Raw genomic sequence first — 24,704 nt, 5'->3', positions numbered from 1 at the left:
ACCAAACCGCCTTACACGGTCCAGAGCTGAACGTCACGGGTACGGCACTCCTGCACCAGATTAGTCTTCAACTCGTCGTCACCCTTGAGCGCATCCTCAAGAAGCACCAACTGAGCAGGCCGCTCTGCGACGAGAGCGCGAAGCTGATCCAACGTTGGCTTCACATGCTCATTCAGATAAGCGAGCACCAAACCATCATTCACACTCTGAACCTGCAATCCGCCAAGTTCGAAACTTTGAGTCTGTTCAGTGAGCGAGAAGCCCATCTTCAACAAAACCTCAGTGAGCAACTCTTCCTGAGTAGCCTCATCACGAGCAGAATCAACCAACTCTCCCATAGCATCAAGCAACGCCTCAGGTGAAGAATCAGACTTCAACTGCCACTTTGAGAAATTGGTGTCGACGAGCTTGTAAGCGCGGAAGCCGAGATCCAGTGAATCGGACTGACCCTTGTCTAATTCGGAGAAAACGTTCCTTATGCGTGCTCTGCTCAGCTCGGAAATTGTAGAAAAAGTGGAGTCTTTTGCGACTTCTGGAAGCTGTACCTGCAAAAACCTTCTTGTTCCGCCATCTTCACTATTCAGTTGAAGAACGGCATGGGCAAAGGAAGAAGATCCCGCAAAGAAGTCCATCGCTAAGAAATCGTCATCTAGGCGATAGTTTAATAACTGCTTCAAAAGCCTAACGGGTTTCTTTCCTGAGTTGAACGGTATTCCTCCTTCGTTGCGAATATTTCCGACGTCCCCAGCGTAATCATAGAAATTGCCGATTGGCCTCTTTTTTTCCGAAGACCCGGATTCAAGTTCAGCCACACGCTCAGTAGGGACACCTGACAAGAATTTCCCTTGTGTTGCATCTGGCTTGTTCGCGCCTGTGAAGTAGCGGAAACCTAATCCATCTTCACCAATACCTTCAACCTTGTACAAAGTCCCTAAACCGTCTAGGTCGCGGCGAGGTTTTAGATGAGACTCAAAAAACTTACCGGACGCATTGCCTTTCACCACTGACCCAGATGCCCAGGTTTCTTTGAGTAGTCCAATGCGGCCAACTTTATGCTTAATAAGTTTATACTGCCCCTTCTTAAAAATCTTTGTGAGTTTACCGCCTATTACTTCTTCTTGATATTCATCGCTTTCTACAACTTCCCATACAAACTTTTCTAATGAGTAAGGTTCGCTAGGTTGCTTAGGTGTAAAAAGTTCGACGTTTCTTGCATAAAGGAGGATATATTCAACTACCTCTTGGAAAGGTTTCTTTTCGTTAAGGCTTTTGTTCGAATAGCGGACTTGAATGTGGTGGGTAGAAAGACGGTTATGCGCTCCAAAAATTTCGTCGCACATAAGAGTTAGGTTGTTGACTTCATTTTCATCAATTGAAATTGCTATGAACCCATCTTCACTTAGTAAATGGCGTGCTAAGTGAAGACGTGGGTACATCATATTGAGCCAATTTGAGTGATATCGGCCCTCATTTTCGGTATTTGTATGCAGTTTTTGTCCAGAATCATCTGCTTGATGAGACCAATTCAAATAAGACTTGATGCCGTCAACAAAGTCGTCTTCATAAATAAAATCTTTACCAGTGTTGTACGGCGGGTCGATGTAGATCAATTTAATCTTGCCGTAGTAGTACTTCTGTAAGATCTTGAGCACCTCAAGGTTGTCACCCTCGATGAAAATATTCTGGGTTTCATCCCAATTCACAGACTCATCAAAGTCTGGCGCAAGTGTTGCGGTTGAAGGGGTCTGCGCTGCGCGGATTGCCTCGGTCTTGCCAGGCCAGAACAAACCAAAGCGCTCACGCTGACCACCAAGGTCTTCACCCAGAATTGTCTGAAGTGCTTCGAAGCTGACCTTGCCATCTTGGATGGTTTCAGGAAACAGCTCCTGCAGTTTCTGTGCGGCCTCAGACTTTAAATCTGGGGTGGTTGATGGCACTTCGATGTAGTCAAGCTCCGACATTGCGACTCCCGTGAGTAGGCAAACAGCAGTTGAGTCCGATTTTACCATTTGAAGCCCGCCCTTTTAGACACCGCCGCGGCCTGAAATCCCTGTAATTTCAAGGGGTCAGACAAGTTTTGCAATAGATTACTTGAAGGCTCCTGCGGAGCGGTTTTGGGAGATGCAAACCTTGTGCACGATTGGGGTTCGGTTTGTTGAATCCGTAGAGCTTGGCCACAAAACCCCCACAAACGCGCAAAAACACGACGCCAACCGTTCACAAAAACATGACGCTTGACAGTTTCCCGCCGTTCCCGCACCAGCACATATTCCACCCCATCCCACGACATACGGGACACAGCAAAGTAGGGGTCTAGCTCGAAGCGTTGGAAGTCTGGGCTAAAAAGCGCAAGGTGGGGGCGCATGCTGGGAAAGAACAGGGTTGCAATGGACACTGGTGTTGCTCAATCTCCTTTTTCGGTGGGGTTCCTTGGCAGATTCTGCCACAACACTGCCCCGCTTCGGGAGCAAATCTGACTGAAGGGCTACCCACCCCAACTCGACCAATGCACCACCCACACCCCAGAAAACCACACCACAAGAGACCAAAAGTCGAGTTCCCACCTCAACACCAGACCAAAAACACCCTATGAGCAGGAAAGAAACCCCTTCAAAAAGCAGGGAAGCCCCCTCTGTGAGGAAGGGGGCGTCAGGCTTTGAAGTATGTTTACTTTTTGCGTTGGAGGGCGTAGCCTGCAGACGCTATCGCCGCGATAACCAGGGCAATGATTGCTCCGGGGAACAGCCAGCCGCTGTCTTTCTCCTCGGTTGCCGCGCTGGGCGACTCGTCTGCTTTCGCTGCGGTGGACGATGTTTTGGGGCTTTGCGCAGCAGTTTTCGGGAATGTTGGCCCCTTCACTGCTTGCCCCACGGGGGTTGCGGTTAGCCGGTACTTGATGGGTTTAAGCTCCGTGGTGGCATCTGTGTTGCTGTCGCGCCCATGGCTTCGGGCACTGACCTGGACGTAGTGGGTGCCACCCAACCACGACGAGTGGCTCGCATGTTCCGCACCACCCGCATTCGCGTAAGAGATGGGGAATGTTGTTCCTATCACTTCCGGCTTCCCAATATCCTTGGTGAACAGTGGCCCCGAGTTTTCACTCGCTACTTTTTCGTGAATCGCATTGCTGAAAGAAACGTCGAGACTTCGTTGAAGGCCTGTGGCGAAGTCATCGCCTTGTGTAAGCGTGTCCTCTAAAACCTCGGCGGTCACGTCGAGGGCTTGGCCCCACTCAATGGGGACGGCAAAAAACTGGGTTTCGCCTTCCACAATTTCGGCTTCCACTGTTCCGTCGATAAGTGGTGCAGATTCATCGGGTTGCGAAGCTGGGGTAACTTTCTGCGGGTTTTCACTTGGGGCGGGTTGCCCCAAATCCTCCCTGCTGCGTCCTGTGGAGGGGGTTTTGTTGAAATCGTCCCCAAGGTCGGTGGGTTTGGGGACAGCCACCACAGTGAAATCGATGTCTTTCACTGGTGAGTCGGCGAAAGACAGATTGAAACGTTGTTCACCCGTGCAATCCTGAGCAATGAAGTACCCCGATGCGGGCTTGTCAGCAGTTATGTCGCTGGCTGTTAGGGTTTCGCCGGAGCAACTTTCGGCGAAGAGGGTGATCCCGTAGTGCCCCTCAAGGAATTTTTTGGTCCCCACTGGTGGGACGGTGCGCATCGCTATGTGTAGCGTGTGGTTTTCGGGCACATCTAGTGTGAAGTGTGCTGGTTCCTTTTCCGTTGTTGACGCTACTACGTGGTAGCGGGCAGGGTTTTCTAGTGTGCCCACGTCCAGGGTGGGTGCTTTGTCCTTGTCGGCGCTGAATTCCACTCGTGTGCTGGGAAGTTGGTACCCGACTGCGGTGCGGGTGGTGACGGTGGTCAGTGATGCTTTCAGGCTTTCCGCGCTTGATGCGTCCGCATAGGTACCACCAGTGACCTGGGCGATACACTCCAGTTCGGCGCGTGCCGCCTCATCAACTTTGAAACCCACGGTGTGTACTACGAGGTCTGTGCCTTGGTCTTTGAGTTCCTTCGCCACCTCACACACCGGTGGTGGTGCGCAGGTATCAATGCCGTCCGAGACCAGAACAACAGAACGTGCCCCTTCCTTAGGCAGCAACTCCGCGGCTGTGCGCAGCGAGTTTCCGATCGGCGTGTATCCGCGCGGCTCGAAACGCGCCACCTCATCTTTCAGCGCCTGCTTGTCCTTCTCACCGGGTCGGGCAATCACCGAAATATCGCGGCAGCCTGCTTCTTTTTCCTCCTCGCTGCTGCCCGTGCCGGTCCCGTAAGTGACTAGCCCGAGCGGGGCGTTTTCGGGTACTTGGTCGATAAATTCGCCGACTGCCTGTTTCGCCGCGTCCATCCGTGAGCGGCCATCAACATCTGTCTCTAGCATCGACCCTGACGAGTCCAGCACCAGCACCGTGGGCTGCAACGTCGAACCCGCCAACTCCTGCGCAGAAACAACGGGACTCACCCCAACCATGAGCACGCTCGCAGCAATCAAGGAAAAGGTTGTGCGGAAAGAAAAAGTGGGCATCACACACCTGCTTTTGTTCAAAGAAAATGGAAGGTATTCTCCTGTTTTACCCTAGTCCGTTTTCGTGCTACTCCGAGGGTTTTAGTCTTGAATTAAACCACGCTTAAACGCCGATTAACGCCCTCCCGCATCCAGTTATGCGGGCCCGGCGCGGCGTCGAAAAGCACACAAATATGCACCCCACCTGCCCTTGAGTCGCACCGCAAGCACCCCAATTTTCTGATTTGTGGAAAGCTTAGGCTGACGCAACGCCGACCGCGATTATTAGGAAAAAATAATCGTGCTTTGAGTAAAACATTCGCGTTGACTTGTCGTGGCGCTTGCTTTTCGACGCCCCACTCACCGCCCACCTATTGGCGCGCCGTGAGCGTGGGGTTTCCTGGGGTTGCCCGCAAGTTGTGAACGGTTATTTATGCGACTTTGGTGGTTGAGTTGATTTTCGTAGTCTACAGGGGTTGTTATACTAAGGGATAAATGTTTTGCGTTGTCGATTGTAGACTTCTTCGATCCAGCACCCAACTGGTGTGCGCGCGTGTTTGAATACTTTCCATCTCCTTCGGCTAACCCCTTGCGTAAACGGGCGACCTCTTTACGTAGATCCGCCTCACGACGAAACTCAAGGCTACAACGTCTACATTGGCCCATAATAAACATCATTTTCAAACGGGCATCAAATCCGCCTTAATCCAATGTCCACCAACCAAGGGCAGCCCCTGTTGGATTGTGCACATAAAAAGGTCGCATCCAATGATAAAGGTACTTAAGTACCTAGAATCATCAAACCATTGGCTGAAATTTCATGGGCGCCTAAAGTTGATTGCATCCAATCAACCATTGGATTGCTTGACGTAGCGAGTCAAGCATTGAACATCTACTTAGGAGGCAACGATGAGGAATGAGCTCATCGGATCACTCTTTCTGCGGGTTTTTCTGTGCCGGCAAACGCCAGTCCGGTCGAAAACCACCTTCAGATAACTGCTCACGAACGTGACTCTTCACTCGCAGCCGACTCGTAAGATCTGGAAAATGCCCTTGAGTTAATCAGCTCAATTCCTGATGAGGTTTTTACTTGAGTGCGATGAAGCAATGCAAACTTGGTTTGAGGAAAACACTCAAGCCGGAGCATTTGTAGGGGAAGCGAGCTTCTGGGAATGCAGCGGCGCAATCATTTCAATGATCGGAGGAAAACTGATTGGTGCAGCAAAACTACTGAAAATGAAACGTCTTATCGCTGAGCCGGGTGGCGTTTCAGAGGCAGTTCGGGCGATGTGGGGTGCCAGCTTTAAGTACGAAAAGATGCGAAAAGCAGGCGGAACATTGACCGTACTCGCAGGCGAATTATCCGGGATTGACCAAATACAAAGGAACTGTTTTCAATGAACCCAAGGTTAAGTCGATTATTGCAACACATCGCACTTATAACATGTATAGCTGCGTTTATCCTCACGATCGTTGCTGATATACCTATCGTTGCCACCATCATCGCGCTTGCGGGCGTAGCTTTGATCCTTTCTAACTTTGAATCCGGCCTTCGTGATTTCACTAATGAGCTAAAGGATGCAAATATCGAATTTGCGAATATAGATTCCGAAGCGGTAATCGAACTCCGTCGAGCTAACCCCGGCATGTCTATAGCTGAGGCTATAAAAATTATCGAAGCAGAAAAAGGCAGTGATTGAAAAAATTACTGACGAAAATGATGCTACCTTGGCTTTTCTTAGATTGTTAGCTTATGCATATCTTTGAAAACTTTGGCACACTACGACCAGTGAGGAGTCTCAAAGGGGAGCATTTAATACTACTCCTTCTAAATTGAGATTTTCTCACCGGGAATACTTTTTACAGTGCACCAGACTCGGCATCACGGTGAAAACATGGTTTCTAATACATCGATACCCATCGTTCCCACAAATATCTACTACACACAGCTAAGCGAAGGAACCTAAAACCGGAAGAACCCGAAAAGCCTGCTGCTATGGTCCGGCTTACGCGGGCACTCCAACCACTTTTCATACGCATAAGCTGCGGAACCTTCATCGCCGCGGGCGTGGTAAACCCAAAATTGTGTGCACCACTTAGCCCGCGCCGGCTGCCTTTCAAGAAGCCGAAGCTGCGCCGCTAAGTCCGCATCGTTGATGCTTGGGCACAACGCCAGCGCGTGAAAATAGTCCAGGCAGTCGCTTCCGCATGAGTTGATGACACGGACTGGGTCGAGCAGCGCGATCGCGATGTCACACGCCTTTTTCACCGACTCCGCGTCACCGAGTTCTTCGGCAGCTTCCAGCAGAAAATCGCAGGCCGCGGGCGTGACAAGGGAGAAGAAGGCGAGGCGTTCCCGCAGTTCGTCGTCGGTTTCACCTGGGTAGAAAATCATGAGTTCCTTTTTTGCTTTTCGACGCCGCACTCTCACCGCAGCCCCGCGCTTAGGGTGATGGGAATTTCCTCAACTCCTAGAACCGTGCTCTCGTATTTTCCGTCGCTGGTTTCGTGCGGTTCGATGAGGATTTCGTAGCCATCTCTACGGAGTTTCTGGGCTATTTTGTCCACGTTGTTGGAGTTTTCGAGGGGAATGGTCACACCGTTTGTTGCTCTTTGGCCTTCTGGTGTTTGGATGATCTCGATGCACAAACCACAATGGTAGGCGATTGAATTGCAGGTGTCCTCGAAAACTACATAGTCTGTACAGACCTCGGTTGCTGAATTTCTATAAAGCCCCACCGTTTTCGCATCAAAGTATTCCACGAAGAATTCCCGCACCGCCTCCAAATCGGAAACATAGATGGCCCCAGAGTCCCCGTGCGGTGTGTGTCCACTCTCGAATAATCGCCCGATAGCGTGCGCGACTTCCTCGAACCACTTCGCGGCGTCGGAGGCTGTGGGGTTGAACAGCTCTTGGGCATCCACCCATTCATTGCCCACAACACTCAGGGTGAGGGGTATCAGCTCATCGTGGTGAAAACCCACGCGTACTGCCACCGCCAAGGCTGAAGAAAGACACCCCATGTTTCGCGGCAAATCCACGTGATTCCACACCGACAGCACGCTGAACACCCGGTCACGTAAAACTGGCTGGAGTTGCGATTCCCCCTGTTCAACGAGCCGTGCTAGATAGCGAAGCACTCCATATTCCCCGGCCACGGCCATATAGAGCTGATACTTTCCGCATTGTGAAGCCACGTGTTGCGCCAAAGAGAAGTCGCCCAGCTCAGAAAACCACTGGGCAGCTTGATCCGGTTCGTGGGCCATCACGCTGAGATCGAGAAGCGCTGCTTTCAACCAAGTGTCGAGTTCAGTCTCACCCCACGACTCACGCACCCATGCAAGGCCTTGCTCGAAATTCCCAGTTCGCACATGCTCATCAATGCAATAAATTGTTTCGATTTCTCGAAGACCAATCCACTGCTTATCGGCGGGGACACACCAGATTTTACGCTGCTCATGTGCTGTGTTGAGGTCACAGAACCGGTAGGCGATAAGCGTTCGGGATAACGCCAACCGCCACGAAATATCTGGTGAGCTATCCCCCAATTGGATACCTAAAAAGGATTTGGCAATGAGCATGGCTTCGAAGTGTTCAACAGCCTGCCGAAAATCCTCCACCGTGGTGGCGGGGTGCTCGCATAACGCCCAGATGTAGTACTGGTAGTTCTTAATCAGGTGGCCGAATAAAATGTCCTGAGGTCTGCGCCGATCGTTATGGATACACAGGTCAATCCACGCCCGAACAGGTTCAATTAACTGGAAAAGATGCGTCCCCATCACCCTGTTTTCCACAATGTGGTACAGGCACGCCATCTGGTACACCTCGTGCTGGCAGTCACACGCCAAAAGGTAAACACGCTCAAAATCCGCTGGGTCAAGGGAGGTCTCAGCCTCAAGCATCACGTGGTCTAGCTCGTCATATTCTGCATCTTCAATCAAAGGGTTTTCGCACAGCGCGTCCTCCAAGTCCCGAATCCAATCCCCAGAAATGTGGAGCGTGATGGAGGTGAGAAGCTCATTACGTGCAGTCTCCCAGTCTTTGTGGATAGTTGCCAGCCGCCCAAGCTCAAAATACCCTCGCGCAGTACTGACCCTGTCATTTTCCAGGTGCTTTGTTTGCCCAGCCCACCGCCTGCACGCCTCGTAGAATTCCGGCACGAGCGCCAAATCTTTATTCGCAACAATCGTCTTCGCGGCTGAATACAACGCCTCAACCTCATCCCCAGGTTCCGCATGATCCACACACCACTGGGCCAAATCTACCGCCAGCCAAGGTATGTGGTGCGAAAAGTCGCACACACGCGAAAACCAGAATCGGCGCTGCGCCCCTTTCGTGTCGCGCACCAATGATGCCATGATATGTGCCCACAGGAACTCCCCCACACCACCATAAGAATGGTTGGCCCTGTGATCGTCCAACCGGCGCACCAACGATCGCCGGAGTCGCACACTGGGATCAGGCTCTGAAAATATCTTCAAAGCCATCACAAACAGCTGTGCCTCTTCGGAGATTTGATGGGCTTGCGATAATTCGGGAAGCACATCGAACTCCGATACCGCTGCAAAGATTGATCGCAGTTGTTCGCATTGGGCCTGCGGAACCATCCCTGATTGATGCAAAAGATACGCCGCAAACTGAACATAGCACCGCACCTCATCGGCCAAGAGTGGAAGAATCCTAGCAATGGCGGTGTAGTGTCCTACGAGATTGCCACCGACCACACCCCCTAAGCACATCAACGCCCACGACGCGGCGTCGTCAAGCATCCCTGTGTGCGCATACGCTTCAATCAGTGCGATGTGAATGCGCACATCATCCTCGCCGGTGGAATGGTTTCGTGCTTGAGTAAACCGACCCAGTTCGTTGAGCATCAGAATTTCGTAGGCAAGCGCCACGGTGCTTTCCGGCTTCGTCGATTCTGTCGCTCTCTTCTCCCACGCGGTGAAAGCCTCCCCCGCTAGCGTCGATTCCCCGCGAATATGGTGGGCCCAGAATTTTGCGCACAACAGGAGTCTTGTTGTGGCGGGGTTGCAGTCCCTGTGAGCCACCGCCTGATTTATGCAGGCAAGCTGATAGCGTATGCGGGAATCGTCGGAATAAGGAAGCTGCACGAGCGCATGGATATAAACCCCATAATCTAACGTTTCCACTTGATCGAGAAAACGAAATTCTTCCTCACCATATTTCTTATTCAGACCCCAAAAATACTCGAAGGAATCCACAATATGTGAGGCATCAAGGTTTTCTATTTCAACGCGTTCACACGCGGCTTGTGCAAGTGTCAGCGCCTGGTCACAGTCCCCTCGGGATTCAACGATTCGTGCCATTTTCACCAGAAGTCCGCTAATCCCAGGAGTGGGATAGTAAAAGCCGTAGGATTTTTCAACCAAATCTTCAGTACTGAAGCGTGAATCAATATCGAAACTCATTGGCTTCTTCGGGCTTATTTTCATTGTGAGTCCTTTGAAGATTTGGATGTGTATCGTGGTGGGGCTTTCGTTGTTGATGTTTAGGTGTTCATTGTGATGGAAATATTCTCGATTCCCAGCACAGTGCACACACATTTCCCGTCGCTGGTTTCGTGCGGCTCGGTGAGAATCTGGTAGCCATCTTTACGAAGTTTCTCCACAATTTCATGCATCTGTTCGCGGTTTTCCACGTGAAGGCAAAAATCCCGAATCGAGGTGTTTTGTGCACAGTCACGATGGGGATCACTGAGAATCTCCAACCTGGGGCTATGGTAATACACCAAGTTTTTGCTGCCATCATCAAACATGAGGTAATGGGAGCGAACTTGTGTCCTTGGGTTCTCATATAGCCCCACCGAATCCACGGGGAAATACTTGTCGAAGAACTCGAACACTGCATCGAGATCAGTGACATAAATCCCCGCATGATGGGAAAACTGTGCTTGATCCGGGTGAAAAAGCCGCTCCACCTGATGCTGAATTTCCTCGAACCACTCGGCAGCTTTTTCAGCGGTCGGAGCAGCGACATCAGGAACGCCCAGCCACTCGTTGTCCCCCACCCTCACAGTGACGTTCATAGCTTCATCAGCTGCAAAACACATCCGCAACGCAGGCGCCACAACAGATGCGATCTTGCCCACATTCCGCGGATAAAAAACCGGACGCTTCCTGGCTTCTTGTTCGCCTTGGCTGAATGTCTTCTCCCAGACTACAAGGACACTCATCACCCGGCTCCGTACCAGCTCGCGGTGGTGTACTTCACCGTGGGCGACAAGGCACAGCAAATACCGCAGAATACCCACCTCACCGGCGACCGCTAAATACTTCTCATGCCACCGCTGAGCGGTTTCCAGTTGATGGGCGAGGGAAAAGTCACTCAGCTCTTGAAACCATTCGGCTGCTAGGTGCGCGTTCCCGCTTCGAAGAACCGACTCCAGCAAGGCAGCCTTCAGCCACGGGGCGAACTCGGCTTCACCCCACGATTGTCGAACCCAGGTGATCGCCTCCTCGTAATCCCCCGCCCTAGTCAGCTCATCAATGCAATAAACAGCTTCCACGTCACGCAAAGGAAGCCACATATTTTCGTCGGGGGCACACCAGATTGTGCGCTGCTCACGCGCAGTTTCCTTGTCGTGGTATCGGTAGGCAATGAAAGTTCGTGCCAGCGCTAATAAAGCAGAGGAATACTCGTGCTCGTTGTGCAAAACTATAGCTTCGTAGTAGTCAAGTGCTTCACACAATCCCTGCGTTGTGGTGGAAGGGTTCTCATAAAGTGCCCACATATACCAAGGAAAAATTGTCATCATGGACCATTCTTGGAAATCTCTGGGGAATTCATCCGTGTAGCTGGCAATAATATCCACCCATATCTGAAATGGCTCAATTATTCCAAAAAGTAACTGCGTTAACCCTTGTACCTCAACGATCTCCTGCAAGCACACAGTTTGGTATTCGAGGTTCATGCGCGCTTTTGACCAGCAGTAAATGCGCCACAGTTCTGCGCAATCCCCCGCGCCGCTATATTTGGCAATAGCTTCATCTAAAGCATCAGGTTTGGGTTTTTTCACAAGGGGGTTGCGCTGAAGTTCAGATTCTAAATCATGAATATTTTCAGGGGAAATATGATGTGTGAGTGATTGGAAAAGGTATTCCCGCGACTGCTCCCAGTCTTTTCGTGCAGAAGCAATCCGTGCCAGATCAAACCACATTCTTCCAGCAATCTTTGCGTGGTTTTCCGGATCAGCTTTGTGCTCAAGCTCCGCCGCGTAACGAATCCACTTTTCGCACTGCTGATAAACCTCACGGGTAAAAGGCAGGTCAGAATTTTCAAGTACCCAATTTTCCGTGAAGAGGTTTCCCACGAGCCACAACGTGCGACTTTCCTGACCTACCCCAGCGTTATCCACACACCACCTAGCCACATCCATAATGAGCTGCGGATGGTCCGCGCATGCATCGCTGGCTTCGGAGAACCAATACTCACGATCATCCCCTTGGGTGTCGCGTATGAGGGACACCACGAGTGGCCGCCACAGAAACAACCCCTCTTCATCACCATAGGTTTTTCTCTTGTCCCACACGTCCGCCCTCATTTCGACGCTGGCGTCTGGGCGCGAAATCACATAAAACGCAGCCGCGAAAAGCCTAGCCGCTTCATGTGTCATGTCGTTTTCACTTAATTCAGGAAGCGGCCCAAAATTCGCCACGCCCGCATAAATAGCACGCAATTGTTTTAAGTGTTTCGCGGAAACATCCCCATGTCCATATAAGTAACGCGCCGCAAATTGGAGGTATTTCTGCAAATCCTCTGGCAAGAGGGGAACAAGGCGGGCGATATGTGCATATTGATAGAAGAAATCGTCGTGTTCTCTATCCCCAAGGCTATACAACGCCCACGTGGCGGCGTCGATAAGCTTGCCTGTGCTGGTGTACGCTTTGATGAGCGCAACGTTGACATCGTTGGATCGCTCATCGGGATCGCCAGCATGGTCAAGAGCCTGCTCGAACCGACCCAACGCGTTGAGCATGAGTATCTCACACACAACAACCCTAGAAGCTACCTCATAGGAATACGCGGATAATTCCGCCTCCCAGGTAGTGAAAGTTTCCGCCGCCTGGTGCGACTCACCCCGCAGGTGGTGCACCCAAAACTTGGTGGTTAAAAAATTCCGACGATTACAGAATTCGCCCTTACTATTTCCAGCCCACATCTTCATGCGTGCAAGCGCATCATCGACCTCATCGTGTGGGATTTCGGGTAGTTGCAGCAGCGCATGGATGTACATCCCATAATCGGGTATTGGTACGTCCCACTCTAATTCGGCGACAGTTTCGGGAAAGTTTTTGACCAACGTGCAAAGATAAGAAAACGCTTCCACCACGCGCGCCGCATCGCGAAGATCAACGCAGGCCTGTTCCAGGGCACCATCAACTACGATCAGCGTATTACGGTGATCGCCACGCGAGGCAAGAACGTGGGCGAACTTCATCGACGTGTCATAAAACCTCACGTTTCTCGTGCATTGGCCGAAGCTTCTTTCCAGGAACCTAAACTCCTCATCCTCCTGCTGAAAATCCACGCTAAGTGTGCCGCGACGTCTAGCGCGAAGTGATATTGCTCCCATGGCGACTCCTTAGATGTGTTCTTCAGTGAAAACTACGGGGGTAAAAACAGAGTTTGTTTTCTAACGCACGGACTTTCGGCTTCTCAGCTGTAATTTTTCACCCATTCCTGCACGTCTGCGGGTAGATTTCCTGCGACCACGCGCAATCTTTCCACGTATTTAGGCAGCTGTAGTTGCGCGTGGTACGCCTTCTCGCAGTATTCGGTGGTTTCCACAAACCGGCGTGCTGCTACGTGTGCGTCCTCCCACTCCCCTAGTGCGCAATACAGTTCGGTGGCTTCGACAAGGTGAGCTAGCGCTTCGCCGTAGCGTGCTAAGTACCGCGCCCCCGTACCAAAATCGAGGCAGAAGTTGGCGCGGTGTGTGCGCTGGTCATCGCCAGTTTCCAGCTGATATTTTCGCCGCAGCAGGTCGCGGTACAACGAAAAATCTTCATCCCCCAATGTTCCTCGTCCCGGCAGCATTGCTTGCGCGCAAGTCCCCGCAACCGCGCACACCGTATCGGCATCTTCCTTTTCCACAGCGGCAACCCATTCGGCGATTATTCGCCGCTGAAGCGCCCATTGTTGGCTGTAGTCAAGCTCGATAAGTGCCTCACTATAGCCCGCCACAGCGCCTTGTCGGGCGCGGAAAATCGCTGCGTAGACGGTGTTTATCCACGAATTAGCTGGATACGGTGTGCTCACATCTGGAACGTGATCGACAGGCTCAACGGGATCAATGACAACCGTCTCATCGAGCTGCATCGCGATGCCCTCACACCACGCAATCGCCTGTCCCACCGTAGGTTCGCGCAGGTCAGGCGAGTTTACCCACGGCAAGTCGCTGCCAATCAACCAGGAAGGAACACGCGCCTTTTTATCTGGATGCAACTGGAGCGCACGTGCGGCGGCGACCGCGCAGTCACGCAACGTTTCTGGGGTTTCCGCATCAGGCCATCCGGGCATGCCTGTCAGCGCAAACCTGATCGCATCGCCTGCATAATGCTTATCGACGCCGCTTAAGGCCACCAAAAATTCGCACTCACACGCCCAATCGGCGCAGCGCACAGCGGAACCATCCCACTCGTTCTCAGTTGCAAACTCTTTCAGGGCGCGTTCTTTTTCCCCGTTTTCCAGCCACAGTTTCAGCTGCGCCCGGCTACTTTCCGGCGGGTTTTTAATCTCCTGCTCACAGGCATCCAAAATCTTCTGCTGCCTTTCGTCCAAGATGCCGGGATTGGTGTCGGCGAGTAGGCGGAGGCGTCGACAAGCATACGCTGCATCAAGTGGGCGTGCCGCTATGAGGTAAGATTCGGCGAGGTTAATCAGCGCCTCAGCCTCAATGTCTGCTTTCTGCGCCAGGTGGGCACGGTCGGCGATCTTCTGCCACGCCGCAACCGCATATATCCCCTTCGGATGGTCGTAGGCGAAGCGAAGCAGCGTTTCGACGTCACAGTAGTGCATAGTTGTCTCCTCTTTTTATCCGGGACTCACTATAGCCAGTAAGTTAGTTGGCAGTCCTGGAATTGGGATTGCCTTAAGGAAACTTTTTCGATAGTGCCTAACCCCCACCGTTAACTGTGGGTTAGGCTTCGTATGTACACCCTCTGGATGTAAAAGAAGGATACTCAACACATGGAACCTGAGAATGAATATGACCGCGCCCACCTATGGCTCTTGCTCACGCCACTAGATTGTGACGAATTCGATGACTATGTTGAATCCCCGGAATGGACAGATGAGCAATTAGAGGGGGTAGCACCTGAACCTGAACCGGAAGGATTCACCCAGGATGCGGGGATGGATGATTACGACCCAGATTTCGCCCATTTTCAATACTGCGGTCTCAACACACCCGTCGAGGACCTTTTCGAAGAAACTGATCTCTCCGAAGATGAACGCCCTAGGATCATTTCCTCGTGTCTAGAAAACGGCATCACCCATGCCACAGCAGTATGTTTGCTTTCTGATTCTTCTCATTCCGACATTCCTTTTACCGATCGCAACGGGCTGGTGTACATCGGCGAATTCGATATGGACTGAACCTTAGTTGCTGCCCCGGATTTAAAGTGAAGCACACCGCGACTGAGCTGGCTTGATCTTTGTGTTATCTGTTTCCGCGTGCTGCTAGGATTTCGTGTGGGGAAGAAGTAGCTCAATGGCAGAGCGGCTGTATCACCCATGAACAGTTGGGTCTTAAGTTCGAATCTTGGGCTTCTTCCCCGCCCTATGTACTAGGTTAAGAGCATGGTTTTCCGGTTCATCCTCGCAGACCCAACCCCGAATAATCCTGAAACTGCCGCACGCCACGACAACCGCGTGGCACAGATCCGTTCCGCACAGGTGACCAGTATTTTCTTTCCTACCCCAAAAAGTCGGTACCGACCACTGGAATTTCTCGATTACCCCGGAAAATATGCCATTCTCACGGACTCGCATGGCACCCCAGTCTGTGCCGTTGATATTCTAGCTGTGAAGTCATACACATTGCGAACGCTCTCACCCACAGACATAACGCACACCTTCGGCCCCGATAACCTCGATGAGTGGAAGAAATGGGCATGCAGGGAATGGGAGCAGCCTTTAAGCCAGAAAAACTATTGGGAAACGCCTATCAACGAGGACACAACAATCGTGCGAGTGGATTTCCAGTTGGTGGATGCGTTTTCGGAGATCCCGGAACCACATTTTGGCTGCAAACCGGTGGATATTTCGCTCTATAACAGCCTGCCCCAAGACCCCGCTACGGTGATTGAGACACTGCTTAGCTCTACCCCACCGCTGCCACCTGAAATCCGCATGGAGGGGTTCCGCACACTTGGTGTGTGTCTACCCGCCCTACCCACAAAATCCGTCCCGAACCCGGATCTTTCGCGCACATTGAGTACAGCTACTCGGTTGGTGCGGGGTTTTGGGAATCTACCGGTCCCACCCCACGATGTTTCTGCCCCGCGTGCAATTCGAACCTGGGCGAACACCTGCCTTGAGTTTTTAGGTTCATCGAGCAAGCAGAGCTGGAGTCATATGGAACTTTCCACGCACTACCCGGAAATATCCCGCGATTACTATCGGGCTACGGTACGCGCCCTTGCTCACTTGCGTAGACGAACCTACGTTGCAGAAGAAGTCTTGACACAGCACCTCTGCGTCACCATCAGCAAAACCCGCCTTGCCACCGAAATTCCTACCGCAGACTTCGCAGCTTCGCCAGGTACAGCCAATTTTACGGCCTATTTTTCCTCACTTCTTGCAGTGCGCCCGTGGTACTGGACAGATGACACGATTCTTGATCCCTTCGCCCATCTGCTCCTTGACCGCGCACTCAACGATCCCACCTGCAATCACGAAATGATCGCCCATGTTTATTGCACCCCGCGCCTTGTGTCGTTTCTTTCCCCCGCTGCCATTCGACACCTTATCGCGGTGTACGGCTCTCACCTTGAGCGGCTGGCTACCCGGTTGAAGAAACTGTGGCAACCTTACTGGGGTGCAGCGAATTTCCATGTCACATCTGGTGCCAATATCACCGCTTGGAACGCCACAGTCCGTGCGTGGGAGCGCCTGCGTATGCCTTACAACGTACTTAATCAAGCACGTAACGCTCCTGTTGCCGATAATTACTTAGGAAAAGTTCCGTGCCTTTTCAACTATTCGCCCCCTAATTATCAGATGTCCAAGGACATCGCTATCTTCCATAAACTGCCCTTACCCTGGGATGTTGCGTTAGGTTTAGAAACTTGCACTGAGGCGCTTGTACGGTGCACCTGCGAAAAATTAGGAGTTGACCCTCATCAATCTGGCTGGTCTTGGCAATAAGGCTTTTACTACAACCGCGCACGGTGAAAGCTTGAAATGTTAAGAGTCAATGTCAGAAAAACTTTTAAGAAAAACAACCCCAACGCCCCACGCCTTGTCGTACACTTGTTCCATGAATTCACATTCAATGAACGAACTAGAACGATTCCTTGAAAGCACCGGTCTAGAGTTTTCAGCCATCCGCTCGGAGGAAGCACCCAACCCCGAACAAACCCTCGGATTTTTTCTCACCCCGCAAGAAGGTTTGACTAAAGTCTATTCAGAGCTGCTTCGGAGGTTTCCCGAAACATCGTGGTGGCCCCTGCAAACCGAGGGGCTAAACGGCGATCTCCATCGACCCTGGTTGGCGGATGAGCTTTTTGAAACCACCAAGGACATCGGCTCAGCTCGCGATTTTTTCACCCGTGCCATCGACGATATCCTAAGCTCGAACGACGAGGACGATGACGCTAAAGAGGTTTTTGCCAAGCTGAACATCCCTTCGGTAACCCCCGAACTGAAAGACGACATTCTTAACAACCTCGATACGAAGGAATCGGTTCCACCATCGAAACCTCAATGGGAGCTCAACGACGGCCATGCTGTCGTTGTTCTGCCTGTCGAACGTCCTGCCGATGCCCCCGCACTTCTTGGGTGGGATGGTGCTGTGAATTACGGTTTTTCTGGCGGCGACATCAGTGCCGTGCTGCGCAGTTGGGAAGACCGGTTTGGCGCAGTTCTTGGAATTTTGAATTTCGCCGATCTCACCGTTGTACGACCACAGCACACATTGTCGCTACAGAAATCCAGGCTCATCGCATTAGAGCATTACCTTTTCTGCCCCGACAATATTGAACAAAGTGGCGAAGACTTCTTTGTCTACTTCCCCACAGTGCAGGACACCACATGGTCGTTCTGGTGGGATTAACCCCCACAACACACAACCCAACTACCAAAAACACATACAGAAAGGTGCTCACATGTCTTTAGGATTATTTTTCCGGCTCACAGATGAACAGGTTGCCCCACTTCTTAATTTCACCGGTGATGGTGAGGATCTCCTGGAATTGATTGGCGAAATGGAGGAGGAATACTGGGATTTCGCCTGCGAAATTGATAAAGCATGGGACCCCATCAATTGTTCCCTCAATCCCGAGGATAAAGACGAACCCTTGGGGCCGAAGGGAGTTATCGGCGGGGCACGTAGTCTCCTCGACGATAACGATCTTGGCTGGGTAACTCACCTCAATCCCAGCGAGGTGTCCGTTGTCTCGGAATACCTGGAGGGCTTAAGCGACGAGGAGTTCGTTAAGCTTTATGAGGCAATGCCTGAAGATCTCCGGGAGCTTGAGTACGGTCCCGACGAATTGGAGTACAGTCTCGGTTGGCTTTCTGGGTTGCGCGATTTCTATACAGAAGCGGCTTCCGCTGGTCAGCACGTGATCTTTAGTGTGTCGTTCTAACCTCTGATAACCGGCTGCGGGCTAGGTTGTGCTTCGGCGCCTCTTATTACGGCGTTTGTGTCGGCGACACCGGTGTTGCTGAGCAGCACACCATGCCCTCGCGGCTGCAAGTCGGGCCGTGTATTCAACATCATCATCTGCGGCGAAGTGGGTTCCGAGTTCCACAACTGTCTGGACGGCAGCACTGTTGCCGTCCGAGGTTTCCAAGGTGAGGAGTTTTTCCACTATTTTTTGGGGAGTCAAGTGCCACAAGCTGTAAGACGGTTTTTCCACGGGAAGGGTTTTCAACATCTGGTAGAGCTGTCGCTTCGCCTTTCTTTTCTGCCCAGCGGCAAGGTAATAGTCCGCGATTTCGAGGCAAAGCCAGATACGAGTTTCCTGGGGTTCAACTTCACGGCTTGGATCTGGGTTATTAAGCCACAAGTCGCAGTATGTGGTGAGAACGTTGATCACCCGGTCGTTGAATTTTCGGCGGGTTATCTCGGTTATTCTGCTGATTAACGGCCACAGCTGATCGACAGCGCGATGTTTATCGTGGATATAGGCGGTTTGTGCCCACCGAGTCGCGAGAATGAGGGCGTATTCGGCCGCGTCGAGGGCAGCTGCTTCCTTGTTATCGTCGAGCCTGCACGTGGCAAGTTCGACGGTGACAAGTAGCTTCTGCCAGTCTGTGTGCGCAGCGCAGGCTAGTTTTTCCAGTTCGATGCGTGGGTTTGTGTTGTCAATCAGACTGACTACTTTCAGGTAGGACATTTTTAAGACGACGGAGACATCAGCGCCAACGTGCTCCATAGCTGTAGCGATGAATTCCTGCGCTTTCATAAGCTCGCTGGTGGCTAGGCGATTAGGGGCGAAGGAATCCTGAATGATGACGTGATCAATGAGGCTTACTAACGCATGCTCAGCAACTTGCCACATTCTTTGAGCCGCCGCGAGTTCGTAGCATTCCTTCACGTAGCAATAGGGCGGATTACACAGTGAAAATGTCTGTTGGTCGTCGTCGGCGTAATGGTGGGCAAAATTGAAGGACCAATATTCGGCCAGGAGATAGAGTGCGTGCAGCCGGACACTAAGTGGGTCACGTGTCGGTGCCGCCAACGCCGTTTTCACTGCCGGTTCAAAATTCTCCCGCACCGCGTCGGATTGGATGTGGAACAACCCGCGAATCATCAGCCGCCCCGCATCACTACCTACCGCCTCGCCGCGTTGGTCAAACAGTTCCAACCCGGCGCGAAGTTGTTCGGTGGTGGGTAACGGCGCATGGTGATCTGCGGTAATGTGCGGCATAAGCTGCATATACTCGGCGTTTAACGTGGTTTCGCTCATCGTTTCTTCCTGCGTCATGGAACCCCCTAGTGTGTGCCGCTTAATAGGACTTTGCTTTTCGACGCCCACTCGCCGCCCGTTTCTTCCGCCGCTTTGTGCGGCACCAAGCTTGGGTTGTTATGGCCTGGTGATAGCCCCAGTGGCGTTGGTTGTTTCTGATTGTGAGAATCTCCAGCACTTCGGCAGCTAGTTTTTCCGCTTCAGCTACAATGCCGTGTTTGCGTTTGATGAGCATGAGCTCGGTTTTCGCACTGGCGATTCCACGCGTATCGCCGCAGGCGGCATATAGTTGTGCGGCGGTTTCATACCAACGGGCGGCGGATCTCCACCGGCGGTGGCTGGCATGGAAGCTTGCCATGTCGTTGGCATAGTGTGCCTGAAGTTCGGTTGCGGAGTATGTCGCGGGCACGAGATGGCGTAACGCTGTTTCGTATGCTTTACGGAATATGTGCGTGGTGTGATCGAAAGTGGCGGAAGGGGTCAGCGGTTGAAAACAACGCATGTCTAGGTATTCGCGGGCGTAATCCCACACTGTTTCGGCGGCTTTTGCTTTGCCTGTATCGCTTTTACTCCGGTTAAGCAGGTTAAATGCTATTCCGAACGCGGCGTTGGCGCTTGTCTGGCTTAGTCGAGTTCGCTTTTCCGTGTCGGCGAGGATCGCCAGTGTTTTATAGGCTTCGAATTGTTGCTGCGTATCGGTTATTTTTCTGGCGAAATCCCTTAAGTCCGACAGGCACGTGTCGATGTGCGGTTTCGAATTCGGTTCCATAGATGCTACTCGCCACCGGATTTCCATGAGGTTAATCTGCACTGCCGCTGTATCGGCGTATGGGGAAAGCGCCTGCGAAACTGCGTCGCCCCACCAAAGCACGTCGCTCAACCAGGTTTTTGTATTGCGGCCTAGCAGGCTAATTGCTTCTTCGATATACGCCGCCGCCAGCTGAACACTGATGTGCGGCAGCGACTTGTCCCGTGCGATTTTTACTAATTCGGTTGCTACTTCTTCAGGTGTGTTGAACACCCGGTCGGCGTGGCCGGATGAGAAAACCACAAATAACCAGTGCAGATAAATCGACGTTGGATCGATGGTCTTGTGTGCGATAATCCCTGCCAGTTCCGACCAGTCGTCGCTGACATCTGCGCCTGTGGTGTGTATCTGCGCTAGGTTCGTGGCAGGTGTATCGGTGATGACTGATACGGCGTGTTCGTCGAAAAGCTGCACCCCGGTTGCTAGCACCGCGCTGGTCGGGATTCCCATGCACTTAGCCTTTCTTATCTCTTCGTTTTCCGGTGTTTCGTGCGCCGTGGCTGTCGTGTTCGCGGCCGCTTGGCCGGGTATTGGTGCTGGTCGCACCATTGCGATAGTTCTTCAAGCTTGTCACGGTAGAACGGTAGTAGTTCTTCATCTATAGGTAGTGTGTTGATGAGTGCGTCAGCAACGTATCGGGTGTGGGCCACGAGCTGTGGTTTGTTCCGGTGTTTGTCAATATAAGCGATTTTTAGCCACGCGTCTATGAGGTTGAACGATTCGTGTTCATCTAAAGCGTTTCCAGCCATGACCTGGGCGTACTCTTCCGAAAGCCGCACCGCTGTACGGTAATTTCGCCGCGCGGCACTGTATCGGTGATGTTGTTTACAAAAATCCCCACGCTCCATATAGGAGCCCACCAGCATACTCAGGTACCCTTCTGAATCGGCGAGATAAGTGGTAATCACCGTGATCGATTTATCGAAATGTCTAAGTGATTTTTGCACCATATTTTCCGGTAGCTGAGCGTTGAACCAATTCTTGGTTGCCACTTCCCGGTGGCAATGCCACAGCATCATCGCGGCGTCGTGAAGGTCATCGGGTTTAGCGGTGTGCACCATCTGTTCCGCAATTTCAACCGCGTGACGTGCATATGGCCAACACGCATCTGGTTCAGTGTTGAAAAATCCCCAAAAATAGGCCTCGTAAAGCTCCCGTGGATCACTCGCCGCAGCAATCCACCGATCAATGATTGCACGTTGCGCAGGCTTACCACCAAAGGACCGATAAACCCCAATGAGTGAATGAAAAATGTATCCGGCATTGCTTGGAGCGGTTGCTAATGCCGCCTCACCGAAGCCTATTATGTCGCGTTGGCGGGCGAGGATTTCCTCACGATCAATGCTGGTATTACCAGTGGCATGGCGGTAGATGCGATCATTTTCGCGTTCGATTCGTTTCGCCACAGCCTTGCAATACAGCCGCCACAACTGGTGGTTGCGGGCAAAATCGATGCAGTTGTGATTGTGTGTATCCCACCACTGGTAGTAATCGTTAGTATCGCCGGTTGTTGATAGCGCAATGTCGAAGCAGTGGGCTTTAACTCCTAGCAGATCGGCGGTTTCGCACGCTAGTGTTCGGTTTATCAGCGATTCAATCTCCTGCCACTCTGTCATCTTTTCGCTGATCGGCCATAATTGATACGCCGCTTGACGTCCGGCATCCGTGCCGACGGCTTCACCGCGGTGGTCGTAGGTATCCATCCCGGCGCGCAATTGCGTTGAAGTGGGAAGGGATTCTGTCGGATCGCAGTTAAGTTCACCACCATGTTTCGCGTCGGTCACGCAGACCATGATAAATCAGCGGTGGCCTCTGCCTGGGCGGTTTCCCAAAATGCGTCATCGTGGCATTCGCCCCCATGGCACATGTAGTTTAATGTTCGTTTCGCCAGTGCTCGTACTGTTGCCGGTTTGTCGTGTAATTTCGCGTAATCACGCATGATGGTGTTGATTCGGCTGGCTTCTTGGTAGCAGTCGGCGGCGATCGCGGCGGCTTCGGCGTCGGCAAGCATGGCCATGCCTTCGTCGTAACGACCCAGTCGACAACTGAGATCGCCCCGCGTGGTGGCGGTGGTTCGCTGCCAGTGCGTTGCGGAGAAATCCTCGTCAATGAGGTAGCTCTGGGTTATGGTTTCGGCTTCGTCGATAAGCCGCATGGCCGTGTGAAACTCCGCATCGGCAATGGGCGTGGGGAGGAATCGCCGCATTTTCGCTGCGTGTTCAAGGCAGGAATACAGTTCTTCGGCGGCTTCGCGTTGCCGGTCTAGCGGCGCTGTATAAAGGCTAGTGCGGGCCACGGCGGCGAGTTCATCCGCAGCACCTAAGGCACGTTGCGCGTCCCCTGCCGCAAGAAATGCCCAGCTTGCTAGGAAAAAGGCGCGCTGCTTGTGCTCATTCGTGGTTGCTGTCTCGGCAAGTGTGGTGGCATACGTTGCGGCAGCGTGTGGGTCTATGTCTTGATAGGCCTCAATGAATTCTGCTTCCAGGTCGAAGCACTCCGTTTTACCCCGAAGTGTTTCCAGCGCCTCCTCGCATATGGTGATCGCCTCGCACACAAGTTCCGGGGCGCCTGTGCGTTGGCCTGCGAACCGGTGTGCCCTGGCGCTGACGTATTTTGCTTGGGCTTGCACCTGCGGCAGATCATGCGCCTCTGCCAGGTCGAAGCATTCATCGGCGGCAGCCGTACAGGCAATAAGGTCATCGTCGAATGTAATCAACGCCCGCAACAGCGCTGCCTGCATCTTTGCCGCCGGGTCGTCTGCTGCAAGGCGTGCGGCCTTAGCGGTAGTTTCCAGCGCACCGGCGTTTTCACCTCGTTCCCACAGGTCAAACGCAGCAGCGATGGCCTGTCGCGCGGGCGTGGTTTCGGGCGTGGTGGGGGCGTCGATAAGCAGCCGCTCGCCGTTGTGTAGTTGTTCTAGTGTTGGTAGTTTTCGCTTGTCGACGCTCACACTGTCGCTTCTTCTTGTTGTTGTTTGGTGCCCATAACGCGCAGCCCCTCTGCGATGAACCAGACGACACTAACGGCCCATATTCCGGCGAAACCGATGGCGGTTGGGTAAATATCAGTAAACCGCAACACGATGGTGGTTATGGATAGCCCCAGCGGCGCTGCCACCAAGTTTATGGCGTTGAACAGTGAAAATGCCCGGCCGCGCAGCGCTTCCGAAATATTCTCGGTCACGATCACCGTTACCAGTGGGCCTTGCAGCCCGGAACCAACACCGGCGATCGCCATTCCAGCGATGACGGCGTAGGAGTTGCTCAGCCACCCTAACAAACAGAAGCCCACGGTTGTCAGCAACATGGAGATGGTCCATAGTCGACGGCGATTATCAGTTCCCACTTTCGCCACTATGCCGCCACCGATAACCATGCCCACCGCGTAGCTCGATAACGCCAAGCCCATCGGAATCGGTTCGTTGACCCGTTCAAAATGCCCGGGCAGAAGAACCATCAAAAACGGCATGGCGAGGATGTTAAAGATCCAGCCGCAGATGGCAAGCAGCCGCACCCGGGCGTCGGCGACGATGCGAAACCACGATTTCCAACCGCAGAAAACATTTTCTTGGGTTTCGGTTTGCACGTCGGACGCACCTGGGTGAAGCCGAATAAACACGGTAAGCAGCGCCGCAAACGCGGAACAACCAGCGGTGATCCACAGAATACTCGATATCGGTATGGCGGTGAGCAATACACCCGCCACTGCTGGGCCGACGAATAGGCTGATCCCCAGGATCGCCTGGTTCGCTCCGGCCAACCAGTCCAATTCTTTGCCGGACGCCGCAGACACGTCGCCAGCAAGCGCTGTGCGGGCCGCCATCCCGGGAATATCCCCCACTGCGCCGATAATTCCGATGATGATAAACCACGTGAGATTCAAACCGAGATACACATCCACCGCGATCAAGCCCACCACCGATAACGCCGAGATCGTATCGGAAATGATGCTCATGGGTTTGCGGCCGAACCTGTCAATGAAACTTCCGCCAGCAATGGCGAACCCGATTGAGGGGACAAAAATACAGGTCGCCACCAGACCAGCGGCGGCCGGGTCACCGGTACGCTGGAGAACCAACCACGGCCACACAATATTAGATACGGCATTTCCCAACCCGGAGCTCAACGCCGATAACAGATACAGCCAAGCAACAGCGGGGCGATGGGCGGTTGATACAGGAACGGTCATGATGCAACCTTTGGCATTGATTTTTTAACTCACA

At 52.6% G+C, this 24,704-nt stretch carries 17 protein-coding genes and 1 tRNA gene; 7 read left to right on the top strand and 11 right to left on the bottom strand.

What is annotated here, in order from left to right:
• Positions 1 to 11: 11 nt before the first annotated feature.
• Complete coding sequence (locus CMUST_RS06600; protein WP_047263444.1) at positions 12 to 1,961, bottom strand: site-specific DNA-methyltransferase; 1,950 nt, start codon at positions 1,959 to 1,961, stop codon at positions 12 to 14.
• 706 nt (positions 1,962 to 2,667) lie between these two features.
• Positions 2,668 to 4,533, bottom strand: a complete 1,866-nt coding sequence (locus CMUST_RS15920) for a vWA domain-containing protein (RefSeq protein WP_052844566.1) — start codon at positions 4,531 to 4,533, stop codon at positions 2,668 to 2,670.
• A 1,086-nt stretch (positions 4,534 to 5,619) separates the two neighbouring features.
• Between CMUST_RS15920 and CMUST_RS06585 the strand changes: the two genes are divergently transcribed.
• Together CMUST_RS06585 and CMUST_RS06580 are read left to right on the top strand one after the other, a co-directional pair.
• Positions 5,620 to 5,913, top strand: a complete 294-nt coding sequence (locus CMUST_RS06585; RefSeq protein WP_158408203.1) for a hypothetical protein — start codon at positions 5,620 to 5,622, stop codon at positions 5,911 to 5,913.
• Positions 5,910 to 6,212: a hypothetical protein gene (locus CMUST_RS06580; RefSeq protein ID WP_047261848.1), complete on the top strand. Its 303-nt coding sequence runs from the start codon at positions 5,910 to 5,912 to the stop codon at positions 6,210 to 6,212. Before CMUST_RS06585 ends, CMUST_RS06580 begins: the two co-directional genes overlap by 4 nt.
• Before the next feature lie 263 nt (positions 6,213 to 6,475).
• Here CMUST_RS06580 and CMUST_RS06575 read toward each other — a convergent pair whose 3' ends face one another.
• From CMUST_RS06575 to CMUST_RS06560, 4 genes are all read right to left on the bottom strand, one after another.
• A complete protein-coding gene (locus CMUST_RS06575; RefSeq protein WP_047261847.1) occupies positions 6,476 to 6,907 on the bottom strand; it encodes a hypothetical protein in 432 nt (143 codons plus the stop codon).
• 32 nt (positions 6,908 to 6,939) lie between these two features.
• Positions 6,940 to 9,969: a VOC family protein gene (locus CMUST_RS06570; protein ID WP_144414144.1), complete on the bottom strand. Its 3,030-nt coding sequence runs from the start codon at positions 9,967 to 9,969 to the stop codon at positions 6,940 to 6,942.
• 56 nt (positions 9,970 to 10,025) lie between these two features.
• The gene (locus tag CMUST_RS15915) at positions 10,026 to 13,109 is read right to left on the bottom strand and encodes a VOC family protein (RefSeq protein ID WP_144414143.1); all 3,084 of its coding nucleotides are present in this window, start codon (positions 13,107 to 13,109) and stop codon (positions 10,026 to 10,028) included.
• Positions 13,110 to 13,192: 83 nt separating this feature from the next.
• The gene (locus CMUST_RS06560) at positions 13,193 to 14,554 is read right to left on the bottom strand and encodes a hypothetical protein (RefSeq protein WP_047261845.1); all 1,362 of its coding nucleotides are present in this window, start codon (positions 14,552 to 14,554) and stop codon (positions 13,193 to 13,195) included.
• 171 nt (positions 14,555 to 14,725) lie between these two features.
• On the opposite strand from CMUST_RS06560, the gene CMUST_RS06555 reads away from it, so the two are divergent.
• The 5 genes from CMUST_RS06555 (at position 14,726) to CMUST_RS06540 (ending at position 18,348) form a co-directional block, all read left to right on the top strand.
• Positions 14,726 to 15,133 carry an immunity 22 family protein gene (locus CMUST_RS06555; protein WP_047261844.1) on the top strand — a complete coding sequence of 136 codons (408 nt, stop codon included), beginning with the start codon at positions 14,726 to 14,728 and terminating at the stop codon, positions 15,131 to 15,133.
• Between the two features lie 101 nt (positions 15,134 to 15,234).
• Positions 15,235 to 15,312 (top strand) — tRNA-OTHER (locus CMUST_RS16695).
• Positions 15,313 to 15,337: 25 nt separating this feature from the next.
• Positions 15,338 to 16,906, top strand: coding sequence for a hypothetical protein (locus CMUST_RS06550; RefSeq protein WP_047261843.1), 1,569 nt, complete (start codon positions 15,338 to 15,340; stop codon positions 16,904 to 16,906).
• A 112-nt stretch (positions 16,907 to 17,018) separates the two neighbouring features.
• Positions 17,019 to 17,813: a DUF4253 domain-containing protein gene (locus tag CMUST_RS15910; protein ID WP_158408202.1), complete on the top strand. Its 795-nt coding sequence runs from the start codon at positions 17,019 to 17,021 to the stop codon at positions 17,811 to 17,813.
• 52 nt (positions 17,814 to 17,865) lie between these two features.
• A complete protein-coding gene (locus tag CMUST_RS06540; protein ID WP_047261842.1) occupies positions 17,866 to 18,348 on the top strand; it encodes a YfbM family protein in 483 nt (160 codons plus the stop codon).
• Between the two features lie 21 nt (positions 18,349 to 18,369).
• Here CMUST_RS06540 and CMUST_RS06535 read toward each other — a convergent pair whose 3' ends face one another.
• From CMUST_RS06535 to CMUST_RS06515, 5 genes are read right to left on the bottom strand one after another with little or no spacing between them, the layout of a single operon-like run.
• Complete coding sequence (locus CMUST_RS06535; protein WP_047261841.1) at positions 18,370 to 19,692, bottom strand: hypothetical protein; 1,323 nt, start codon at positions 19,690 to 19,692, stop codon at positions 18,370 to 18,372.
• 22 nt (positions 19,693 to 19,714) lie between these two features.
• Complete coding sequence (locus CMUST_RS06530; RefSeq protein ID WP_047261840.1) at positions 19,715 to 20,932, bottom strand: hypothetical protein; 1,218 nt, start codon at positions 20,930 to 20,932, stop codon at positions 19,715 to 19,717.
• 14 nt (positions 20,933 to 20,946) lie between these two features.
• Positions 20,947 to 22,266, bottom strand: coding sequence for a hypothetical protein (locus CMUST_RS06525; RefSeq protein ID WP_144414142.1), 1,320 nt, complete (start codon positions 22,264 to 22,266; stop codon positions 20,947 to 20,949).
• Entirely contained in the window at positions 22,263 to 23,432 is a 1,170-nt protein-coding gene (locus CMUST_RS06520) for a hypothetical protein (RefSeq protein WP_047261838.1), read from the bottom strand. The genes CMUST_RS06525 and CMUST_RS06520 overlap by 4 nt, the downstream gene beginning before the upstream one ends.
• The gene (locus tag CMUST_RS06515) at positions 23,429 to 24,670 is read right to left on the bottom strand and encodes an MFS transporter (protein ID WP_047261837.1); all 1,242 of its coding nucleotides are present in this window, start codon (positions 24,668 to 24,670) and stop codon (positions 23,429 to 23,431) included. Before CMUST_RS06515 ends, CMUST_RS06520 begins: the two co-directional genes overlap by 4 nt.
• Positions 24,671 to 24,704 lie beyond the last annotated feature (34 nt).

It is taken from the genome of Corynebacterium mustelae (genome assembly GCF_001020985.1).
Lineage (GTDB): Bacteria > Actinomycetota > Actinomycetes > Mycobacteriales > Mycobacteriaceae > Corynebacterium > Corynebacterium mustelae.
The sequence above is the reverse complement of the archived record's forward strand: the minus strand, read 5'-3'. Positions and strand labels throughout refer to the sequence as shown.